16 protein-coding genes are annotated in these 18,273 nt (G+C 62.1%); 4 read left to right on the top strand and 12 right to left on the bottom strand.

Going from position 1 to position 18,273, the window contains the following annotated elements; all coding sequences use genetic code 11:
• Positions 1-2: 2 nt before the first annotated feature.
• Positions 3-1,097 carry a lysine-2,3-aminomutase-like protein gene (locus tag IC761_RS19385; RefSeq protein ID WP_195798249.1) on the top strand — a complete coding sequence of 365 codons (1,095 nt, stop codon included), beginning with the start codon at positions 3-5 and terminating at the stop codon, positions 1,095-1,097.
• 44 nt (positions 1,098-1,141) lie between these two features.
• Complete coding sequence (locus tag IC761_RS19380; protein ID WP_195798248.1) at positions 1,142-1,393, top strand: hypothetical protein; 252 nt, start codon at positions 1,142-1,144, stop codon at positions 1,391-1,393.
• 61 nt (positions 1,394-1,454) lie between these two features.
• On the opposite strand, the gene IC761_RS19375 is transcribed toward IC761_RS19380, so the two are convergent.
• The 7 genes from IC761_RS19375 to IC761_RS19345 form a co-directional block, all read right to left on the bottom strand.
• On the bottom strand, positions 1,455-2,540 hold the full coding sequence (locus IC761_RS19375) for a 3-deoxy-7-phosphoheptulonate synthase (protein WP_195798247.1): 1,086 nt from the start codon (positions 2,538-2,540) through the stop codon (positions 1,455-1,457).
• Between the two features lie 234 nt (positions 2,541-2,774).
• Complete coding sequence (locus IC761_RS19370; RefSeq protein WP_195798246.1) at positions 2,775-3,353, bottom strand: HdeD family acid-resistance protein; 579 nt, start codon at positions 3,351-3,353, stop codon at positions 2,775-2,777.
• 73 nt (positions 3,354-3,426) lie between these two features.
• Entirely contained in the window at positions 3,427-4,467 is a 1,041-nt protein-coding gene (locus IC761_RS19365) for a PrsW family glutamic-type intramembrane protease (RefSeq protein ID WP_195798245.1), read from the bottom strand.
• 523 nt (positions 4,468-4,990) lie between these two features.
• Positions 4,991-5,146, bottom strand: a complete 156-nt coding sequence (locus IC761_RS19360; protein ID WP_195798244.1) for a hypothetical protein — start codon at positions 5,144-5,146, stop codon at positions 4,991-4,993.
• A gap of 110 nt (positions 5,147-5,256) precedes the next feature.
• Positions 5,257-5,514 carry a hypothetical protein gene (locus tag IC761_RS19355; RefSeq protein WP_195798243.1) on the bottom strand — a complete coding sequence of 86 codons (258 nt, stop codon included), beginning with the start codon at positions 5,512-5,514 and terminating at the stop codon, positions 5,257-5,259.
• Between the two features lie 113 nt (positions 5,515-5,627).
• Positions 5,628-6,254, bottom strand: a complete 627-nt coding sequence (locus tag IC761_RS19350) for a PilZ domain-containing protein (protein WP_195798242.1) — start codon at positions 6,252-6,254, stop codon at positions 5,628-5,630.
• A 215-nt stretch (positions 6,255-6,469) separates the two neighbouring features.
• Positions 6,470-7,171, bottom strand: a complete 702-nt coding sequence (locus tag IC761_RS19345) for a hypothetical protein (protein WP_195798241.1) — start codon at positions 7,169-7,171, stop codon at positions 6,470-6,472.
• Between the two features lie 285 nt (positions 7,172-7,456).
• On the opposite strand from IC761_RS19345, the gene IC761_RS19340 reads away from it, so the two are divergent.
• Both IC761_RS19340 and IC761_RS19335 read left to right on the top strand, forming a co-directional pair.
• Positions 7,457-8,908: a bifunctional class I SAM-dependent methyltransferase/glycosyltransferase family 2 protein gene (locus IC761_RS19340; RefSeq protein WP_195798240.1), complete on the top strand. Its 1,452-nt coding sequence runs from the start codon at positions 7,457-7,459 to the stop codon at positions 8,906-8,908.
• A 92-nt stretch (positions 8,909-9,000) separates the two neighbouring features.
• Positions 9,001-10,596, top strand: coding sequence for a hypothetical protein (locus IC761_RS19335; RefSeq protein WP_195798239.1), 1,596 nt, complete (start codon positions 9,001-9,003; stop codon positions 10,594-10,596).
• Positions 10,597-12,463: 1,867 nt separating this feature from the next.
• Here IC761_RS19335 and cydB read toward each other — a convergent pair.
• From cydB to IC761_RS19310, 5 genes are all read right to left on the bottom strand, one after another.
• Entirely contained in the window at positions 12,464-13,474 is a 1,011-nt protein-coding gene (cydB, locus tag IC761_RS19330; RefSeq protein WP_195798238.1) for a cytochrome d ubiquinol oxidase subunit II, read from the bottom strand.
• Position 13,475: 1 nt separating this feature from the next.
• Positions 13,476-14,870, bottom strand: a complete 1,395-nt coding sequence (locus tag IC761_RS19325; protein WP_195798237.1) for a cytochrome ubiquinol oxidase subunit I — start codon at positions 14,868-14,870, stop codon at positions 13,476-13,478.
• 180 nt (positions 14,871-15,050) lie between these two features.
• A complete protein-coding gene (locus tag IC761_RS19320) occupies positions 15,051-15,494 on the bottom strand; it encodes a hypothetical protein (protein ID WP_195798236.1) in 444 nt (147 codons plus the stop codon).
• Positions 15,495-15,531: 37 nt separating this feature from the next.
• On the bottom strand, positions 15,532-17,793 hold the full coding sequence (locus IC761_RS19315; protein WP_195798235.1) for a xanthine dehydrogenase family protein molybdopterin-binding subunit: 2,262 nt from the start codon (positions 17,791-17,793) through the stop codon (positions 15,532-15,534).
• Positions 17,786-18,259, bottom strand: a complete 474-nt coding sequence (locus IC761_RS19310) for a (2Fe-2S)-binding protein (protein ID WP_195798234.1) — start codon at positions 18,257-18,259, stop codon at positions 17,786-17,788. Before IC761_RS19310 ends, IC761_RS19315 begins: the two co-directional genes overlap by 8 nt.
• Positions 18,260-18,273 lie beyond the last annotated feature (14 nt).

Below are 18,273 nucleotides of genomic sequence, written 5' to 3'. Positions count from 1 at the left end.
ACATGACGAAGACCAACCTTGCACGCACATTGCGCGAACCGGCCGAGCTCGTTGCCGAGGGCCTTGCGCCGGCCGCTTCGCTGCCCGCGCTCGAGCGCGTCGCCGCCCGCTATGCGGTTGCGATCACGCCGGCGCTGGTCGAGCTGATCGACGCCGCCGATCCCGATGATCCGATCGGGCGCCAGTTCGTTCCCACAGCTGCGGAGCTCGAGATGCAGCCGGGCGAGAGCGCCGATCCGATCGGCGATCATCCGTATTCGCCGGTCCCCGGAATCGTGCATCGCTATCCCGATCGCGTGCTGTTCAAGCTCGTTCACGTCTGTGCGGTCTATTGCCGGTTCTGCTTTCGCCGCGAGATGGTCGGCCCCGGCAAGGAGAACGCGCTGTCCGACAGCGGCTATCGCGCGGCGATCGATTACATCCGTTCGCACAGCGAAATCTGGGAGGTGATCCTGACCGGCGGCGATCCGCTGATGCTGTCGCCGCGACGCATGAGCGAGATCATGGCTGATCTCGCTGGCATTGATCACGTCAAGATCATCCGGCTTCACACCCGCGTGCCCGTAGCGGACCCTGCGCGCATCACCGACGAGATGGTCGCCGCGCTGAGGGCCGAGGGCGCAACCACCTGGGTGGCGCTGCACGCCAACCATGCGCGCGAGCTGACGGGACCGGCGCGCGCGGCCTGCGCGCGGCTCGTCGATGCCGGGATTCCCATGGTCAGCCAGTCCGTGCTTTTGCGCGGCGTCAATGACAACATCACCGCTTTGTCGGATTTGATGCGAGCTTTCGTCGAATGCCGGATCAAGCCTTATTACCTGCACCACGGCGATCTAGCGCCAGGCACGGCGCATCTGCGCACGACCTTGGCGGACGGCCAGGCCTTGATGCGGGAGCTGCGGGGGCGGGTGTCAGGATTGTGTCAGCCTGACTATGTCATCGATATTCCCGGCGGCGCCGGCAAGTCGCCGGTGGGACCGAATTATGTGTTGGCGGCGCAAAATACCGCACCGGATGCGGGTGATGCGGAATTGGAAACGCGCTATCGTATCGTGGATTATTGCGGCGACGTTCATCTCTATCCGCCCGAGACGTGAAGTGGGGCCAGAAGAGACGCCGGCTTGAGGAGTGGAGGAACGACATGAAGAAGATCATCGTGGCCGTGTCGCTCGTGGTCTTGCTCGGCGGTGCTGCGGTCGCGCAGACCGGAACCAAGGGATCGACATCGGGCGGCGGCGCCTCCGGCTCGGTGCCGCAGGCGCCGGTCGGTCATCGCCAGCCGCGCGCCGGCGACGTGCCGAACGAGAAGAATTTGAACGATCCGAACAATCCCGTGAACAAGGAAGACGCTCTGCTCGACAAGAAGATCAAGAGCATCTGCCGCGGCTGCTAGGCGCCACTGCGAGGTAGCGGGCAGGGCGCGAACAGCATCGCCCGGCCCGCCTTTGGCTGGCTTACGCGGAGCGCTCGTGCAGTCCGGCGCGCGCGGTGTTGCGGCGGATTTCGACCGCATCGGCAAGCTGCTCGAGCACGGTCGCCGTGGTCGCCCAATCAATGCATCCGTCGGTGATGCTCTGACCGTACGTCAACGGCTTGCCCGGCACCACGTCCTGGCGACCGGCAACGAGATTGCTCTCGATCATCACGCCCATGATGCGGTTCTCGCCGCCGGAGATCTGGCCGGCAATGTCGGCCGTGACCAGCGGCTGGTTTTCCGGCTTCTTGCTCGAATTGGCGTGGCTCGCATCGACCATCACCAGCGGCGCGACGCCGGACTTTGCCAGCTCGTTGCAGGCCGCCGCGACGCTCGCGGCGTCGTAATTCGGCTTGCTGCCGCCGCGCAGGATGATGTGGCAATCGTCGTTGCCCGCGGTGGACGCGATCGCCGAGCGGCCGCGCTTGGTCACCGCCATGAAATGGTGCGGATGCGAGGCCGACTTCACGGCGTCCGCCGCGATGCGAACATTGCCGTCGGTACCGTTCTTGAAGCCGACCGGGCACGATAGTCCCGAAGCCAGCTCGCGATGGATCTGGCTTTCGGTCGTGCGTGCGCCGATTGCAGCCCACGACACCAGGTCGGCGATATATTGCGGCGTTGTCATGTCGAGGAATTCGGCGCCGGCGGGCAAGCCGAGATTGCTCACGGCGGAGAGCACGTTGCGCGCCAGGCGCAGGCCCTTGTTGATGTCGAAGCTGCCGTCGAGATCGGGATCGTTGATCAGGCCCTTCCAGCCCACCGTGGTGCGCGGTTTCTCGAAATAGACCCGCATCACGATCTCAAGCTGGTCGGCGAGGTCCTCGCGCAAGGCGGCAAGACGCTCGGCATAGTCAAGCGCGGCCTTGGGATCATGCACCGAGCAGGGGCCGACCACGACCAGCAGGCGGTCGTCCTGGCCGTTGAGGATGGCATGGATGGCGTTGCGCGATGCCATGACCACACGGGTTGCCGTGAGCGTGCGCGGGACTTCCCGCATCACCTCTTCCGGCGTGCTCAGCTCTTTCAGTTCGCGGATTCGAAGATCGTCGGTCGTGCTCAGCACGGCGGGCTCCTGTTTGTTTCAGAACCTGCCGGCCAATAAAAAAGCCGCCAGGTCTGGCGGCTGTTCGGACGTTTGCTTCAATATTCAGATTGAGCGCGATCCTCCTGCCGCCAGCGAGCTGTCGTAGCTAAAGTACCAAAAATAGCTGGTGGCGACGGTGATCATCGGGGCCATATAGCGCGCCCTTGGTGCGTTGTCACCCCCCCCATCGGGCTTGGCAGGCGACGAGACCCCTCAGGTGTTGCTGTTGCGTGCCGCCAGCGCCATGCCAATCAAGGTGGCGCCGCCGAACAAGAGGTTGATGCCGACAAGGACGCCGATGGCCCACTCGGCCGAGCTCGGCAGCCCCGTGATCACCATGAACGCGATGGCGATATCGACAAGGCCGGAGATCAGGAGCCACGACCAGCGGCCGCTCAGCTCGCGGCGGTGCTCCAGCGCGTACATGATGGTGGTGACGCCCTCGGCGAGGAAATAGGCGCCGAGCACGATGGTCAGCGTCAGCACGGCTTGCATTGGCCGCGCCAGCAGCAGCATCCCGGCAAGCACGGCCAGCGCCGCCGAGATCAGCGACCACCAGAAGCCTGGCGTGGCGCGCGCCCAATAGGTCACGATCAATCCGCCGATGCCGCTGATCAGGAACATCCAGCCGAGGAAGATCGCGATCGCAAGGCTCGCCAGCGGCGGCAGGATCAGCGCGGCAATGCCGAGAACGGCGAGCAGGATGCCTTCGAACAGAAATGCCTTCCAGTGCGCCTTCACCGCCTGGCCCATGACGGATTGCAGCCGTGAAAAGTCTTCGGGCGATGTCATGATGGCCTCTCACGTCGCGGAGATTGATGCGGCTTAATCTAATACGCACAAGCCGCGGTTGCTATCCCGCGGCTCAACCGCCGCCGTGCGCTGACGAAAAACCTTCGCCGCTGGTGCGGATCCGGTTGCGGCCGAGAACGTAGATCGCGGTCGTGACGATCAGAAGCGCGATGCCGAGCAGGATCGAGGTGAGGCCGATCGGGATCAGCGCCAGCGTCAGATTGCGCTCGGGATTGATCAGCCAATGATGGATCGAGGTCAGCACGAAGGCGAGGCCGAGGAAGCCGACGCCGCCGCCTGCGAGCCACAGCGCCCACATCCGGCGCAGCTGGCTGAGCCGTTCCCGTGCGATATCGGTCCGCGGTGCATGATGGCGCGCGACACGCCGCACCAGACGCATCGCGAAGGCAATCGAGCTGAAGCCGATTAGAAGGCTCGCGGCTCCCAGCCACATCCGAATGGTCGGATCGAGATCGGGCATACGCTGAAGCGTAAGCAGCGGGAAGTCGAACGCCGAATGCAGCGCCAGCGGGCCGGCCAGCATCAGCAGGCGGCTGGACAGGCGGGACCAGTCGCGATGATGGCGGTTCGCACCCAGCGCCGTGCCCGCGCGCGCGATTGTGAGATAAGCGCCGGCGATGATGCCGAGCGCACCGTGGAATGGCACGGTGAGCACGCTGCGCAAGGCGGCCAGCGAGCGCCACATCTCGGCATGCTGGACCAGATAAGCGAGGTTTTCGTAAGCCGCGAAGCCGAGGCCGACCGCGGCACCATAGACCACGGTGTCCATCGGATTGGCGAAGGTCCGCCGCTTGGTCGAGGAGACCAGGACGATGGCGATCACCTTCACGGCTTCCTCGGGCAGCGCGACCCCGAAGATCGAATGCATGGCAAGCGCCGCCCAGGGATTGTCGGGTGCCGCAACCATCTTGGCGAAGGGCGCGCGGGCAAGGCCCAGAAGCGAAATGCTGGCCGCGCCGAGCAGGAACGCGGTCCAGACCTGGGCCGGGGGGCCAGGACGCTCCTCGGCCGCAATGACGAGCCACAGCATCAGCAGCGCCGGCGCGATTGCGGCCGTTCCGATCACAGTGGGTAACGCTTCAATCAGGTACATCGGCGTCGAAAATAGGTTCCCTGGGCCTGCTTATCCACTTCCGCCAATGCGACCATGTGTCATGCGTCGGCCGTCGGCTCGCTTAACACCCGCGACAGATTCCGTTCATCCGCGCCGTCACCAGGGCATCCTCGGCACCCAGCGGATTCGTGTCCTTATCGGAATCGGCCTGCGACTTCGGCGCGGGGGCCGACTTCGGTGACGTCGCCGCGGCAAGCGGCGGGTTGGCCTTATCATAACAGGCGAGCCGCGCCGCGGGCTCGGCGATCGTCCGGCAGTCCAGAGGTTGGGCCAACGCGCCCCCGTTCATGGCGGAGGCCAGAACTATGAATGCAGTCAATCGCATGACAGGACCTGTTCGATATCAATGGCAGGCAATCGCGTGCCCCATATCAGGTCGCGATTGATGAGCTAGATCAAAGGAATAAGAAGGTTTCTTCGATTCACGATGCACGTCTCTTGCGGCCAAGTCCAGTGGCCGCAAGAGACGGTACAATGACAATCCGCGGGCTGCGAGACCGGCCTAGTCACGCTTCGTTGTCTGCCGGCCAGGCCAAGGGGCGCGGCGCCGGGCGCGGGCCTGTTCCAGCTCCCAGAAGGCGCGGATCAGGCACGAGCCCAGGCAGAAGACGATCACCAGCAGCAGGAAGGCTTGGTCGACAGGAGCGAGATGGGTCATGCGGTTGACTAAGCAACGCCCGTGCCATGCGTTCCCGCGCGGTTCTGCGCCCTGCGCAATCGGTCCTTACGGAAAACACGCGTTGCCTCGACTCGAATCGGCGAGTGCGCTCAATGGGTGGTGAAGGGCGGCCGTCCGTCGGGCGCGACGTCGAAGGCGCCGAGATGGAATTCCTTGCCTACGGCCTCATGGGGCTCGGCGTACTGTCCGAGCAACGTGAATGCGGCCTGCGGATATTGTTGCCAGATCGCGAGATCGCCGGCGGTGATGGTGAGCCAGCCGAACGTGTACATGTAGCGTCCGGGCTCGGTGACCCGGCCAACTCGGTCCCAAGTGATCTTATCAACCCTGATCTTGTCGACTGCCATTCGGTCCCCCGATCGCAAGTCTGCAAATGACGTCCGGCACGAGGCACAGACTTCAAACGCTGATCCCGCAATGGGGCCGAGATAGGGCGGGGTGCGGAGGCAGGGCGGCCTGATCAGGCCGACTGCTGCAACGGCGAGCGGACGATCAGCCGGACGAGGTCATCCCGCTGCTGCTTTTCGGCGAATTTCACCGCAAAGCCGTTGTCGAACTTCCGGATGACGCGTCCGACGCAGGCGCCGACCGCAAGCGGCGTTCCGACCGGCGGGTCGTATTCGCAGGAGATCGCGACACCTGCCGTAGACACATCGATAATGAAGCAGGGATGGATGCTGCCGTCGGCGAGCGTCAGGAAGGTATGCGAGGCCTGCGGCACGAAACGGGCGTCGCGCCGCAGCTCCTGGATGCTGGCGTCTCTCTGCTTTTTCTCGAGCCAAGTCAGCTTTTCCGACATCCAGGCGCGCCGCGCCCGGGTCATGTCGAGTTCCATCAGGAAGCCTGACTTCAACGTCGCGCTGATCGTGCACTGGAATTCGCCGAAATCCTGGAAATAGGAGGTCACGCGTTCGCCGACCTTGCCGACGACCGGCACGTCCACGATCATGCGGAAGGGCGAGACGCGCTTGGTGCGGCAGGCGAAGGTCCGGAGCTTGCCCTCGCAATCGTACCAGCGCGGCAGCGAGTAGCTGCCGTTCACAGTGACTTCCACTGCACGTTGCCTGAGGAATTCTGCGACGGACATGGGCGCCAATCGTGGTTTCGGATGATTTCCGTAATTCCACGGTAGCAATCAAATTCTAAGCAAATGATACCGGCGCTCATGAGCAGGGGTAAATTTCCGGTAAACGCGGGGGCCGGTAGTAAGCCGGAGTGAGCGGCAAAAAGTCCCGATTGTCACCTGTGCAATTCACAACCGCGTCATTAAGAGTCAGCGCGGAGACCTGACAGTGCTTCGGTTCAAAGACCTGCGAGCCAGCGCGTGATCGTGGACGTCGAATAATCGAAAAGGATCAGGGGAGCGAGGAGGCCCACGAAAACGAGGAACTGGATCGGTGTCCATGCCAGGCTGTCCCGCCCGATCTTGAGCCCGAACCAGGGCAATGCGCGCCGCATGATCGTCGCCGCGACGGCGTCGACAATGGCGAGCAGGAGAGAGCTGACGGCGATGAACGACCAGGACGTGCCCGGCGGCATCCACGACATCAGCCATTGAGGCGCGGAGGATTTCCAGGACGCGAGCAGGGTGCCCCATCCGAACCAGGAGACGAAGCATCTGACGATGTCGGGGCCGATTGCGTCGGGTTCGAACCGGATACCGCTTTTCCGCAGCACCCATTCAATGAATTCGCCGTCGGTGAAGAAGAAAAACAGCCCGAGGCACAGCGGGAAGCGTGACTGGAAGACGAGGCCGATGAGGCCGAACAGGATCATGCGGAAGGCGAAGTCGACCACATATTCCATGACGCTCTTGTCCGCCGGCTCTGACGGCGACGTCGCGGCCTGGGACTGCGGCTGGGATCTGGCGCGCGCCATATGCTCCAGCATCCTGGCGCGCCGGTCCGGCGCATACGGCGTCGTACGGCGTATCCAGGGTGGGGGTGCCGTTGCGGCCGAGGAGATGCCGAGCTGGCCGTCCGATTTGCTGTGCTCGATGGCCATGGACTTGGTCCTTCACGCGCGTCGCGGTTTCCTTCGGACATTGGTCGAAGGTGAGGGGCTGTCAGGTTCATGCAGGAAATCGCCATTCCAAATCTGAACGTCGGTGCTTGGTCCCTCGCCAAGGGATGTTTTTGTTGATCTCGCCCGTCACTTGCGCTTGAGTAGTCTGCGGTCTGGGGGGACTGTTTTTATGTGTGTTTTTGTGTCTGCGGCGCCTCACGCCGTCGCGTTTGATATCTCGGTACGTTTTCATGCGAGCGGGCAAGGCAGAGCCCGTACCGGGTCATGGACCTGATTGCCAATTCGGGTTGCCTGTCCCCGCGGAAGGCAGGCATCCTCGATCACGTCGACCGGGCCGCTGCCGATCGCGTGGCCTGGCGCGAGAAGAACGGTTTTTTCCACCACGAGGATGAACGCTATCTCCGGTTTTTGATCCCGCCCGGGAGCCGCGTCCTCGATATCGGATGCGGCGTCGGCGATACGCTCGCAAGCCTCGCCCCGTCCCATGGCGTCGGGATCGATTTTTGCAGCAGGCAAATCGCGATCGCGCGGCAACGCCACCCCGATCTCGCGTTCGTCGAGGGCGATGCCGAAGACCCCGCAACGCTTGGCGCGCTGCAAGGCCCGTTCGATTTCATCCTCGTGCTCGATACGATCGGCTCGCTGGAGGATTGCCAGAAGTTCATTGCCCAGCTTCATCCGCTGTGCACGCGGGATACGCGGGTGGTGATCGGCTATTTCTCGCATCTCTGGTATCCGGTGCTGAAGCTGGCCGAGCTCGTGGGCCTGCGGATGCCGCAACCGGATCAGAACGTGCTGTCGCCGTCCGACCTTCGCAGCCTTGCCGAGCTTGCGGATTTCGATCCCGTGAAATCGGAGCAGCGCGTACTTTCACCGGTCCGGATGTTCGGGCTCGGGCGTTTTCTCAATCGCTTCGTCAGCGTGCTGCCCGGAATCCGTCAGCTGTCGCTCCGGCACTATCTGGTCGCACGTTCCAGCCGCAGGGCGAGCGAAGAGTTTTCCTCGGCCACGGTTGTCGTTCCGGCCCGCAACGAGCGCGGTAATATCGAGCAGGCCGTGCTGAGAATTCCCGACTTCTGCAACGACATCGAGATCATCTTCATCGAAGGCCATAGCAGGGACGGCACCTTCGAGGAGATGGAGCGGGTCAGGCAGGCGCATCCCCAAAAGGACATCAAGGTGATGCGCCAGCCCGGCAAGGGCAAGGCGGACGCCGTGTTCACGGCGTTCGACGCGGCGCGCGGCGATGTCCTGATCATCCTGGATGCCGACCTGACCATGCCGCCGGAGCAGATTCCGAAATTCGCCGAGGCGCTCTCGTCGGGCAAGGGCGAGTTCGTCAACGGATCGCGTCTCGTCTATCCCATGGACGACGGCGCCATGCGCTTCCTGAACCTGATCGCCAACAAGATCTTCTCCTATCTGTTCTCCTGGCTGCTCAATCAGCGCTACACCGACACGCTGTGCGGCACCAAGGTGCTGCGGCGCAGTGACTATCAGCGCCTGAAGGCCGGCAAGGCCTATTTCGGCGATTTCGATCCGTTCGGCGATTTCGATCTGATCTTCGGGGCGTCGAAGCTCAATCTGAAATCGGTGGATCTTCCGATCCGCTACGCTGCGCGCACCTATGGCGAGACGCAGATCTCCCGCTTCCGCCACGGCTGGATGCTGCTGAAGATGGTGGCTTTCGCCTTCCTCAAGATCAAGGCGATCTAGGTGCGAGCGCCTTGCTCTGGCGTTGCGGCCACGGTTCGACGACGATGAGATCAGACGATTCCTGCTTTCCTGACGCACGCCTGAGCGGGAGGGTGAGAAGCCTCCTGATCCTTCTCGTCCCTTCACTGTATCTGGCGGCGACTTTGCTCTATTCGGCCCACCAGGCCGTCTGGGGCCTCCAGGTCGATCCTGAATCGGCCTACACGATGAACGGACTGGTCGCTGCGGCCGGATATGGGTCGCTGAAATTCGACCATCCGGGAACGACGACGACGCTCCTTGTCGAGCTGATCATCCGGGGCTGGGCCGCGTTTGCCCGGCCGGCGGATATCGTCGCGTTCGGGCTGCGGCATTATGATACGATCACGATCGCGGCGCGGACCTGCGAGGCGCTGGTGCTGACCGGCGCGCTGGCTGTCGGCGGGATCATCGTCGGCCGGGCCACGCGCAGTGCCATCGCCGCGATGCTGTTTCAGGCCGGCGCATTCGTTCATCCCGATGCGTTTCACTTTCAGACGGTGCTGGCGCCGGAAAGCCTGATGGCCTCGATCGGCCTGTTCGGCATGGCGATCGTGATCAAGGCCGCGCTCGGCGAGGAGCCGCCGACGACGCGCCTGGGCGTCGTCTCCGGATTGATCTTCGCGCTCGGGTTCTCGACGAAATACCTCTATTTGCCGCAGGCTCTGTTTGCGGTGTGTCTGCTCAGGAACAGGCAGGCTTTTGTCGCCGCGCTGGCGGTCGGCGTGGGTGCCTTCGCCGCCTTCAATCTGATCTTCAATCCGGGCACGATCACGCGCGGCTTTGGATGGCTTGTGAGTATCGCCACGCACAAGGGGCATTACGGCGAGGGCGAGTCCGGGTTCATCGACTTCGGCTCGTTCTGGTCCAACATGGGCGAGATCGTTGCAGCCGAGCCGTTCGTGCTGGCGATCTACGTCGCAGCCGCCGGCGCGGCGCTGGTCTGGTGCATCAGCAACCGCAGCTGGCGCGATCCGGTCAACCTGACGCTCGGCGCGGCCGCATCGATTTTCGCGGCCCACCTCGTGGCGACGTCGAAGCATTTCGCGCTTCATTACATGATGGCGCCGTGGGTCATTGCCGGCGGCGTCCTCGTCCTTGTCGTGATCCAGATACGACGTCTTGCGCCTTCCATTCCCGCAACCACGCTGGCGCTGGTTGCAGGCAGCCTGTGCGCCGTCGTGAGCGCGAAAACGCTGGTCGATGCGCGGCGTGCCGCACTGGCGCAGTCTGCCTCGAATGCAATCGGGGCCAGGCTGTCGAAGGCCGTCGTCGATGCCGGTCCCGCCTGCGCCAACGTCTCCGGCATGTTCGTGCGCGCGCCGGAGAACGACAAGAACCATGGCTGGGACATGACCCTCCAGCTCTGGGGCGACCAGGCCATGAGGGAACGGTTTTCGCAGGCCTATGCTGGCGTCTTCGCGGTTCCGCTGTTGGACCACAACACCTACACGCACATCCTGAAGGACAATTTTCGCCCCTCGAGCTATGCCAGGCTCGCAGCCGCATATCCCTGCATCATCGTCCGCGCACCATGGGAGCTCGACGAGGACAAGGCGATCGGATTGCTGGCGCTCAATCCGGACCATTGCCTGATTGAGGACATCCACGTCTACACGGTCGGGATTGCCTGCGCGAAGGTGCGCAACAGCTTCCAGGGCGAGCAATGACAGGCAGCCGTCTTGATGGCGCTCCCTAGCGAAGGGGCAGAAGTAAGCAAAATCAGATCGTTGCCCCGAAGTTTGGGGAATTATTCGATCATTGTTTTGCAAGGCGTTTTAAGCGCGCTCCCCAAACCATCAACGGGCACAGTGGGCGCCCTCCACCCCCAAGGGGACGAGGTCGCGCGCGCGCGTTTGCGCGGACCCAGCGGCTGAGAAAAAACGACCAAGCGCGGTAGCGCGTGCTTGAGCTTGAGAGGCATGTTGGGTTCCTCGTTGAACGAAAGCGGCAAACCAGATCTTCTTCGAGCGGAGGCCGGAGAGCCGCGACGCCCCGATCGGGGGCGGCGCATTTTTGGTCCAGTGATGGATTGGAGCGAGAATTCAAGTTTTTCAATGCGTTAGAAGGCGACGTGTGCGCGATGTGTGCACCGAGAGATCAAGAATAATCTTGCGACAGCCAATGTGAGCGAGCCTTTTGAAGAGGGATGGAGCTGCCTCCGGGCGTACGTGCGCACCAAAATCTCGAGGGCAGGGAAGACGGGCGAGTACCTGACGACTAGTCTCAGTTGTCGGGCGCAGCACCGCTGATCCGACTGAGAACGAAAAGCTCCTGCGGTGTGGGTTGGTAGCGCTCTCCCGCTGCCAATCGTACGATTTTGTACGCCAACCTACGATTTGCTGCGATCCAGCGCGCGAGCTGATCATGCAGCGTCGCGACCGGCGATCGCTTCCTGTCGAAAATCTGCAGCCGACAAAAAGAGGGACGGCCGGCCCCAGGGAGAGACCAGCCGTCGTTGCGAACCCGAACAGATGGTTCTGCGTCACTGGCTTTTGCGAGAATTGCTTCCGCGAGAGTTTCAGGATTGCGCCGATGATGGATTGGAGCGAGAGTTCCATTGTTTCAAGCGGTTAGAAGGCGGTGTGCGCAGTGTGTGCACCGGAGATCAAGAAAAATCTTGCGACAGCCGACGTGAGCAAGTTTTCTTAAGCGCGGGTTGGTCGCCGAAAGCGCCACTTCTTCGGCGCGCATCCGCGTGGTTCCACCTGCGACTTATTCGATCAACGACGCGGCGTCTTGGGTCGGGCCAACTGACTCTCAATCAGCGGGTCCCAGGTTCGAGCCCCTGGTGCGCCCACCATATCAATGAATTGGCGCGGGACACCGTTTGAGCATCCGATTTTTGAAACGGGCCTTTACAAGAGGTGGCCAACCAATATTTGACCTTGCCTGCACCATAGGAGGAGAGGGCGTCGCGCATGTCCAATAGGGGAGTGGCCCGGGACATCAGGGAATCAGGCTTTTGGTTATTTTGTGCATCATGCCGGGGGTCTACTTCCTAGATTTTCACGACGCTGTGTTTGGAACGAAGACCGAGTAGGCCAATCCGGAAGCGGGGAGCAAAGACGGAAGCCCTCGAATTTCCTCGGATAAATGAGTGGGACTGGCACCACCAGCGCCGTAGCGCTTTTTATTACGCGCTAGGCTAGGATTTTGCCGTCGCAAGGGCTGGAGACGACGGCGGCGATAGCGCGCGACCGAGAGCGCCAGCTTCTCGGTCTCACACCGGATGATGCGGCCAAGCGCGTCGCATGCGACGCTCCAGCCCCCATCGCGGTTGATGTAGCACGCGGCCCAATAGCCGACGCAAGGCGTCGCTCGGGTCAACACTTGCCGCTCCGCGAGTGCCGTCAGCCGATCTCTCTCGACATCTTGCGAGGATCGCCTTTGCTGCTTCACGTCGGCGGTGAATGACACTACGTGCTCCTTCCTTGACTGCTGGACCCGATCGTCTAACTGAACACGCGAATTAATCGAAGTATTGCCTTTCCAGACTGAGAGCCGGGGCCTTGCAGTCCCCGCCGCTAAACACGATCACTCATATCCCGCTTCTGAACGGACCTTGCCGCGGAACACCCAATACGACCAGCTGGAATAGGTCAGGATAACAGGGAGCAGGAATAATGTTCCGACCAGGAGGAACGACTGGGTGCGCGGTGACGAGGCGGCCTCCCACAGTGTCAGCTGGTAAGGCACGATCATCGGATACAGGCTAATGGCCATACCGATGTAGGTCAGAACGAAGAGTACAACGGCACCAAAGAAGGGCGTCGCGTCGGCCTTGCTGCCGAGCGAGCGCCAAGTCCACAGTGCAATCGCGCCGGACAGCACGGGTACGGGCACGAACAGCGCGAAGTTGGGCCAGGCAAACCAGCGCGCTGCCACTGCGGAGCTCATGATCGGTGTCCAGATGCTCACGACCGCGATAGCGGCGACGACGCCGATGAGGCAGATGCGGCCCAGGCGACGTGCCGCGGTCTGAATCTCACCATCGGTTTTCAGAATGAGCCAGCCGGCCCCAAGAAGGCCGTAGCCGAACATCAATGCGATACCGGTCAGAACGGAGAAGGGCGTGAGGAACGCAAAGGACGTTCCCGCGAACTGGCCATCGCGGACCGGGAAGCCCTGAACGAATGCGCCAAGCACGACGCCTTGCGCGAACGTAGCTATGGCCGATCCGAGACAGAACGCATGATCCCAGAACGACTTATTTTCAGCGTCGCGAAATCGGAATTCGAAGGCAACGCCCCGGAACACCAGCCCAAGCAGCATGACCATGATAGGGAAATACACCGCCGGAATGATCACGGCGAAGGCGGTCGGGAAGGCCGCGAGTAGGCCAAGGCTGCCAAGTACCAGCCAGGTTTCGTTGCCATCCCAAATCGGGGCAATCGAGTTCATGATGGTATTACGCGAGCGCGCGTCCGGTGCAAACCCGTAGAGCATGCCGACCCCGAGATCGAAGCCATCAAGCAGCACGTAGAAGAACACTGCCAGTGCCAGGATCACCGTCCAGATCGGAACCAAATCGAGCACTTGGGTCATTTCACTTCTCCACGACGTTGATTGCAGAGGCGAGAATGGGCGCAGCGGATCTGCCAGCTTCGATTGTCGCAACCGATTCGCTGATCTCGAGTGGACCTTTGCGAACGAGCCGAAACAGAAGGATAAGGCCCGAGGGATAGATCAGCAGATAGGCAGCCATGTAGGCCAGAAGCGAGAGTGTAACGTCTTGGCTTGTCAGAGACGGCGTAACCGAGGCTGCCGTGCGCAACAGTCCGTAGACCGTCCAGGGCTGCCGGCCGACTTCGGTCACGAACCATCCGGCGACGACTGCGATAAAGCCAATGGGAGTCGCACACTGACACGCCAGTAGGTAGAGCCGCGTGTTGTAGAGCTGGCCACGCCATCGCAACCACCCGCCCAAAAGCACGAGTGCCAGCATCAGCCCCGCGCATCCGACCATTGCGCGGAAGGCAAAGAAGGGGATTGCGACCGGCGGACGCTGATCGGCGGGAAAGTCCTTCAGACCCTTCACTTCTCCTTGGAGACTGTGCGTGAGGATCAAGCTGCCAAGCCAGGGAATTTCGATAGCAAACTTGTTTTGCTCGGCCTTGTCATCCGGGATCGCAAAAACCGTTAGCGGCACACCCTTGGCGGTATCCCAACGCGACTCAATGGCTGCCAGTTTTGCAGGCTGATATTTGCGGGTGTTGAGGCCGTGCATGTCGCCAATCACCATCTGCAGAGGCACCAAAAACGTCAGCAGCCATAGGGCCATCGACATCATCACGCGCGCTTCTTGCGGAGATCGATTGCGCCGCAACAGGTAAGCGCCAACACCGAGAACCACGAAGCCGGTCGTCGTAAAAAATGCGACCGTCGTGTGCGCCAGTCGATAGGGAAAGGACGGATTGAAAATCACCTCGATCCAGTCTTTCGGAATGAACTGGCCATTGACGATCTCGTAGCCGGCCGGCGTCTGCATCCAGCTGTTGGCTGACAAGATCCAGAACGTAGAAAATAGCGTTCCAACTGCTACCATCAGGGCGGCGAAGAAGTGCGCCCATGGCGGCACCAGCTTGCGACCGAATAGCAAGACACCAAGGAAGCCGGCTTCCAGGAAGAAAGCCGTAAGACCCTCATATGCAAATAGCGGCGAGAGGACGTTACCGGCTGCGGACGCGTAGCGGCTCCAGTTGGTGCCTAACTGGAATGGCATGATTAGACCCGTGACGACACCCATGCCGAATGCGATGGCGAAGATCTTGGTCCAGAATGTCGAGATGCGGACATAGACGCGGCGTCCCGTCGCGAGGCTCATGCCTTCGACGACCGCGATGAAGGACGCAGCGCCGACGGTGAACGCAGGCATCAGGATGTGCCAGGCGATGACCCAGGCGAACTGGATGCGTGATAACAGGACTGGATCGAAGTGCATCGCTGAACCTCTTGTGTTTCGATAATGTAGAGAGAGAACCAAAAGGGGCCCTCAAAACCGTCTGCAAAGCTAATGCAGGCTTCTTTGAAGATAGCCCGTGCAGGTCAGAGCCATCAGTAAACGCTGTCAAATCCCGGCAAATTCTTCAAAGGCCGCCAATCGACTCCGTTGAGCACACGTTCAGCGGTCGTTCAGGGCATGCAACTCGACTCGGCATTCCTCGCCGAACGCCCGCAGTGGATTGTCGGCGTGGCTGCTCATCAGATCGCGTAAATCCGAAAAGGTCTTGTTGGGTATGGAATAGGTATCGAGGATCAAAAGGATGACGGCCTCGGCTTTCTCGATCACAGCAGGACTCGATACGACACGCATCCGGCTGACGAGAGCGTAGACGCTGACCAGTGCGGAGATTTCCGCCTTGTCGTGGACCAACGCGTCGGCGTAGAGCTTCGATGCCTCGTCGATGAATTGCTTGTATAACTCTTGCCGCCTGGCCTTTTCCCCCGATAGCCGATTGGCACGGTCCTGATGGTACTGGGTGAGCCAAGCTGATGCGAACGACGTTAGGCCGCCAATCGCTGACCCTGCCAACGCCGCGATCGCAGGAAGGTAGGCGGCATTCATGTCATGAGCTTCCTCAATATGAGGCTGGCAACGTCACTCACTTTTTCGACGCGAGTGCCGCGAGCACGGCAGCTGGCCGAATTGGAAGATCGCGCAAGCGAATCCCAGCGGCGGCAAAAATGGCATTGCCGATGGCGGGCGCCACGACCGTCGTGCCCGGCTCGCCGAGGCCGACCGGAGCCTCGGTGCTCTCGATGAATTCGATGTCGAGCTCCGGCACGTCACCAATTCGCAGCGGCGTGTAGCTGTGGAAATTCGTGTCCTTCACTTGGCCTTTGTGGAATTCGGTTCCCTCATGAAGCGCCATGCTCAGGCCCCACAGAGCGCTGCCTTCGACCTGCGCGAGCGCACCGTCTGGATGAATGAGTGTGCCCGCATCGACGACGATGGTGAGCTTCTCGACCGAAACAGCGCCGTTGCTGCGATCGACACGAACGCGCGCGACGCAGGCGGTCCATGTCGGCATCGCACGTGCCTGACCAAACGTGGTGGAGACGCCAAGCCCGGTGCCGACGGGCATGGCAGCGCCCCATCCGGCCTTTTCAGCCGCCCGCCTGAGTACCGCTGCCTGACGCTTCGCTCCGCCTGTTGCGCTGGGCGCCGTCCCGGCATTGCGGCCGGCGCCGTCCAATAATCCGATGCGGAACGCGACAGCGTCGACGCCAGCCATCCGCGCCGCCTCATCCATGAAGCTCTCGATCGCCCAGTTGGTCCATCCAGGGCTCACCGCTCGCAGATAGCCGGGACGAAACGCGCTGTTGGCGAGATCATTCGACAGCGCGCGGACGCGTTGCGCGCCTACGCTATACCAATGGTTGGCGCCGTCGATGGCAAATGGATCGTAGGGGGTTCCGTCAGCTGTCTTCGGCATGTTGGCTGGCGCCATGTAGACGCCGGTCGGCCAGCCGGCTGACGCATGATGCTCCATCGCCGCCACTTTGCCCTGTGTATCGAATGCCAGCCGCAATTTCTGGATCGACGGCGATCGAAACGAATCGAAGCGCATGTCGTCCGGACGTGTCAGCACCAGCTTTACGGGCTTGCCAAGTATCTTGGCGGCAAGCGCAGCGGGGACCGCATAATCGGTATTGAGCCTTCGCCCGAACGCTCCGCCCATCGGATAGGTGCGCATGATAATGCGCTCCTGTGGCAGGTCGAGCGCCTGCGCGAGTACGGGCAGTATCGTGCTCTGCGCTTGACTGCCGGTGTGGATCTCGAATCGGCCGTCCTTCTCGAAGGCGAGAGCGTTCACCGGTTCGAGCTGGGCATGAAGAACGCTGCTGGTTGTGTATGTCCGCTCGAGCGTGGACGCGGCGGCGCGAAAGGCCGAATCGACCCCAGGGTCGTCAACCACAAGCGCTCCCCCTTGTGGCGCAGCGATCTGCTTTGCGCCGTAGTCGAGGATGTCTTGTTCCGACACATGTCCAGCATCGCCGGCGGTCCAGTTGACCTTGACAAGGTCGGCGGCGCGGATCGCCGCCGGATAGGACGTTGCGCACACGACAACCCAACCGGGCACCGTGTTGGAGGGATCCTCCAGCACCAGGCTCGTCAGATATCCCTTGATTCGCTTCGCCGCTGAGTCGTCGACGGCGCGGACCACTGAACCGTACCGCGTCGGTGGAATTTTCGGCCGGGCATAGACCATGCCCGCGACCGCAGCGTCAATGCCGTAACGCGCCGTGCCATTGACCTTCGCCGGGATGTCCAGCGCATCGGCCTTTTTCCCGATCAGCTCCCGCTTCGAGGCCGGCTTGATCGGCAACTTCGCGAGTTCTTCCGGCGTGAATTTGCGCGTCGGCTCGCCGCGGCTAATGATCTCGCCGTAGGAGATGGATCGATTTGCGGCGAACACCACGCCCTGGCGCGCTACGCATTGCGGTGGGCTCACTCCAAGCAGCTTTGCGCCGGCTTCAACAAGAGCAGTGCGGCCCGCGGCGCCCGCGCGGCTGTAGACCGGGAAATCGAGCCACACCGAGTTGCTGCCGCCCGTAACCATGACGCCCCACTTCGGATCGGCGTCGACCATCGAGATGCGCACGTTGCTCCATTCGACCTCGAGTTCGTCGGCGAGGATGCGCGCGATGGCCGTGCCGATATGCTGGCCCATTTCGGCGCGGGTGATGTTCACGATCACGATGCCATCGCGGTCGATGCTGTACCAAATGGTGGGCTCGAACGGGGCGGACTCGAGCGCCGTCGCTTTTTGCGACGCGAAAGCGAAGGTGGCGGCCGTGCCGGCCAGGCCGATCAAAAACATGCGTCGCGAAAGCGCGCTCTGATTGTCTGGCTTAGTCATCTCTGGCAACCTTCCGTGATTGAGCGGCGGCCTGTTTGACCGCGTCGCGGATGCGGACATAGGTCATGCACCGGCACAGGTTCCCGGCCATGACCGCATCGATGTCCTGATCGGTCGGAGACGGAAAGTCTTTGATGAGCGACGCCGCCTGCATGATTTGGCCCGACTGGCAGTAACCGCATTGAGGTACCTGAAGGTCGGCCCACGCCTCTTGCACTGGATGCCGGCTCTCGGGATCGAGGCCTTCAATGGTGGTGACCTCGGCGCCGGCGACGCTGGCAAGCGGCGTGATGCACGAGCGCGTGGGCCGGCCGCCGACATGGACCGTGCAGGCGCCGCACATCCCAATTCCGCAGCCGAACTTCGTGCCGGTGAGACCGATGTCGTCGCGGATCACCCACAACAAGGGCGTGTCCTCCTCGGCGTCGATCGTCACCGCGCGGCCATTGATGTGAAATGCGGTCATGTTCGATCTCCCAT

The organism is Bradyrhizobium commune, assembly GCF_015624505.1.
GTDB classification, from domain to species: Bacteria; Pseudomonadota; Alphaproteobacteria; order Rhizobiales; family Xanthobacteraceae; genus Bradyrhizobium; species Bradyrhizobium commune.
Note: the sequence above shows the minus strand (reverse complement) of the source record. Positions and strands in the feature narration are given on the sequence as shown.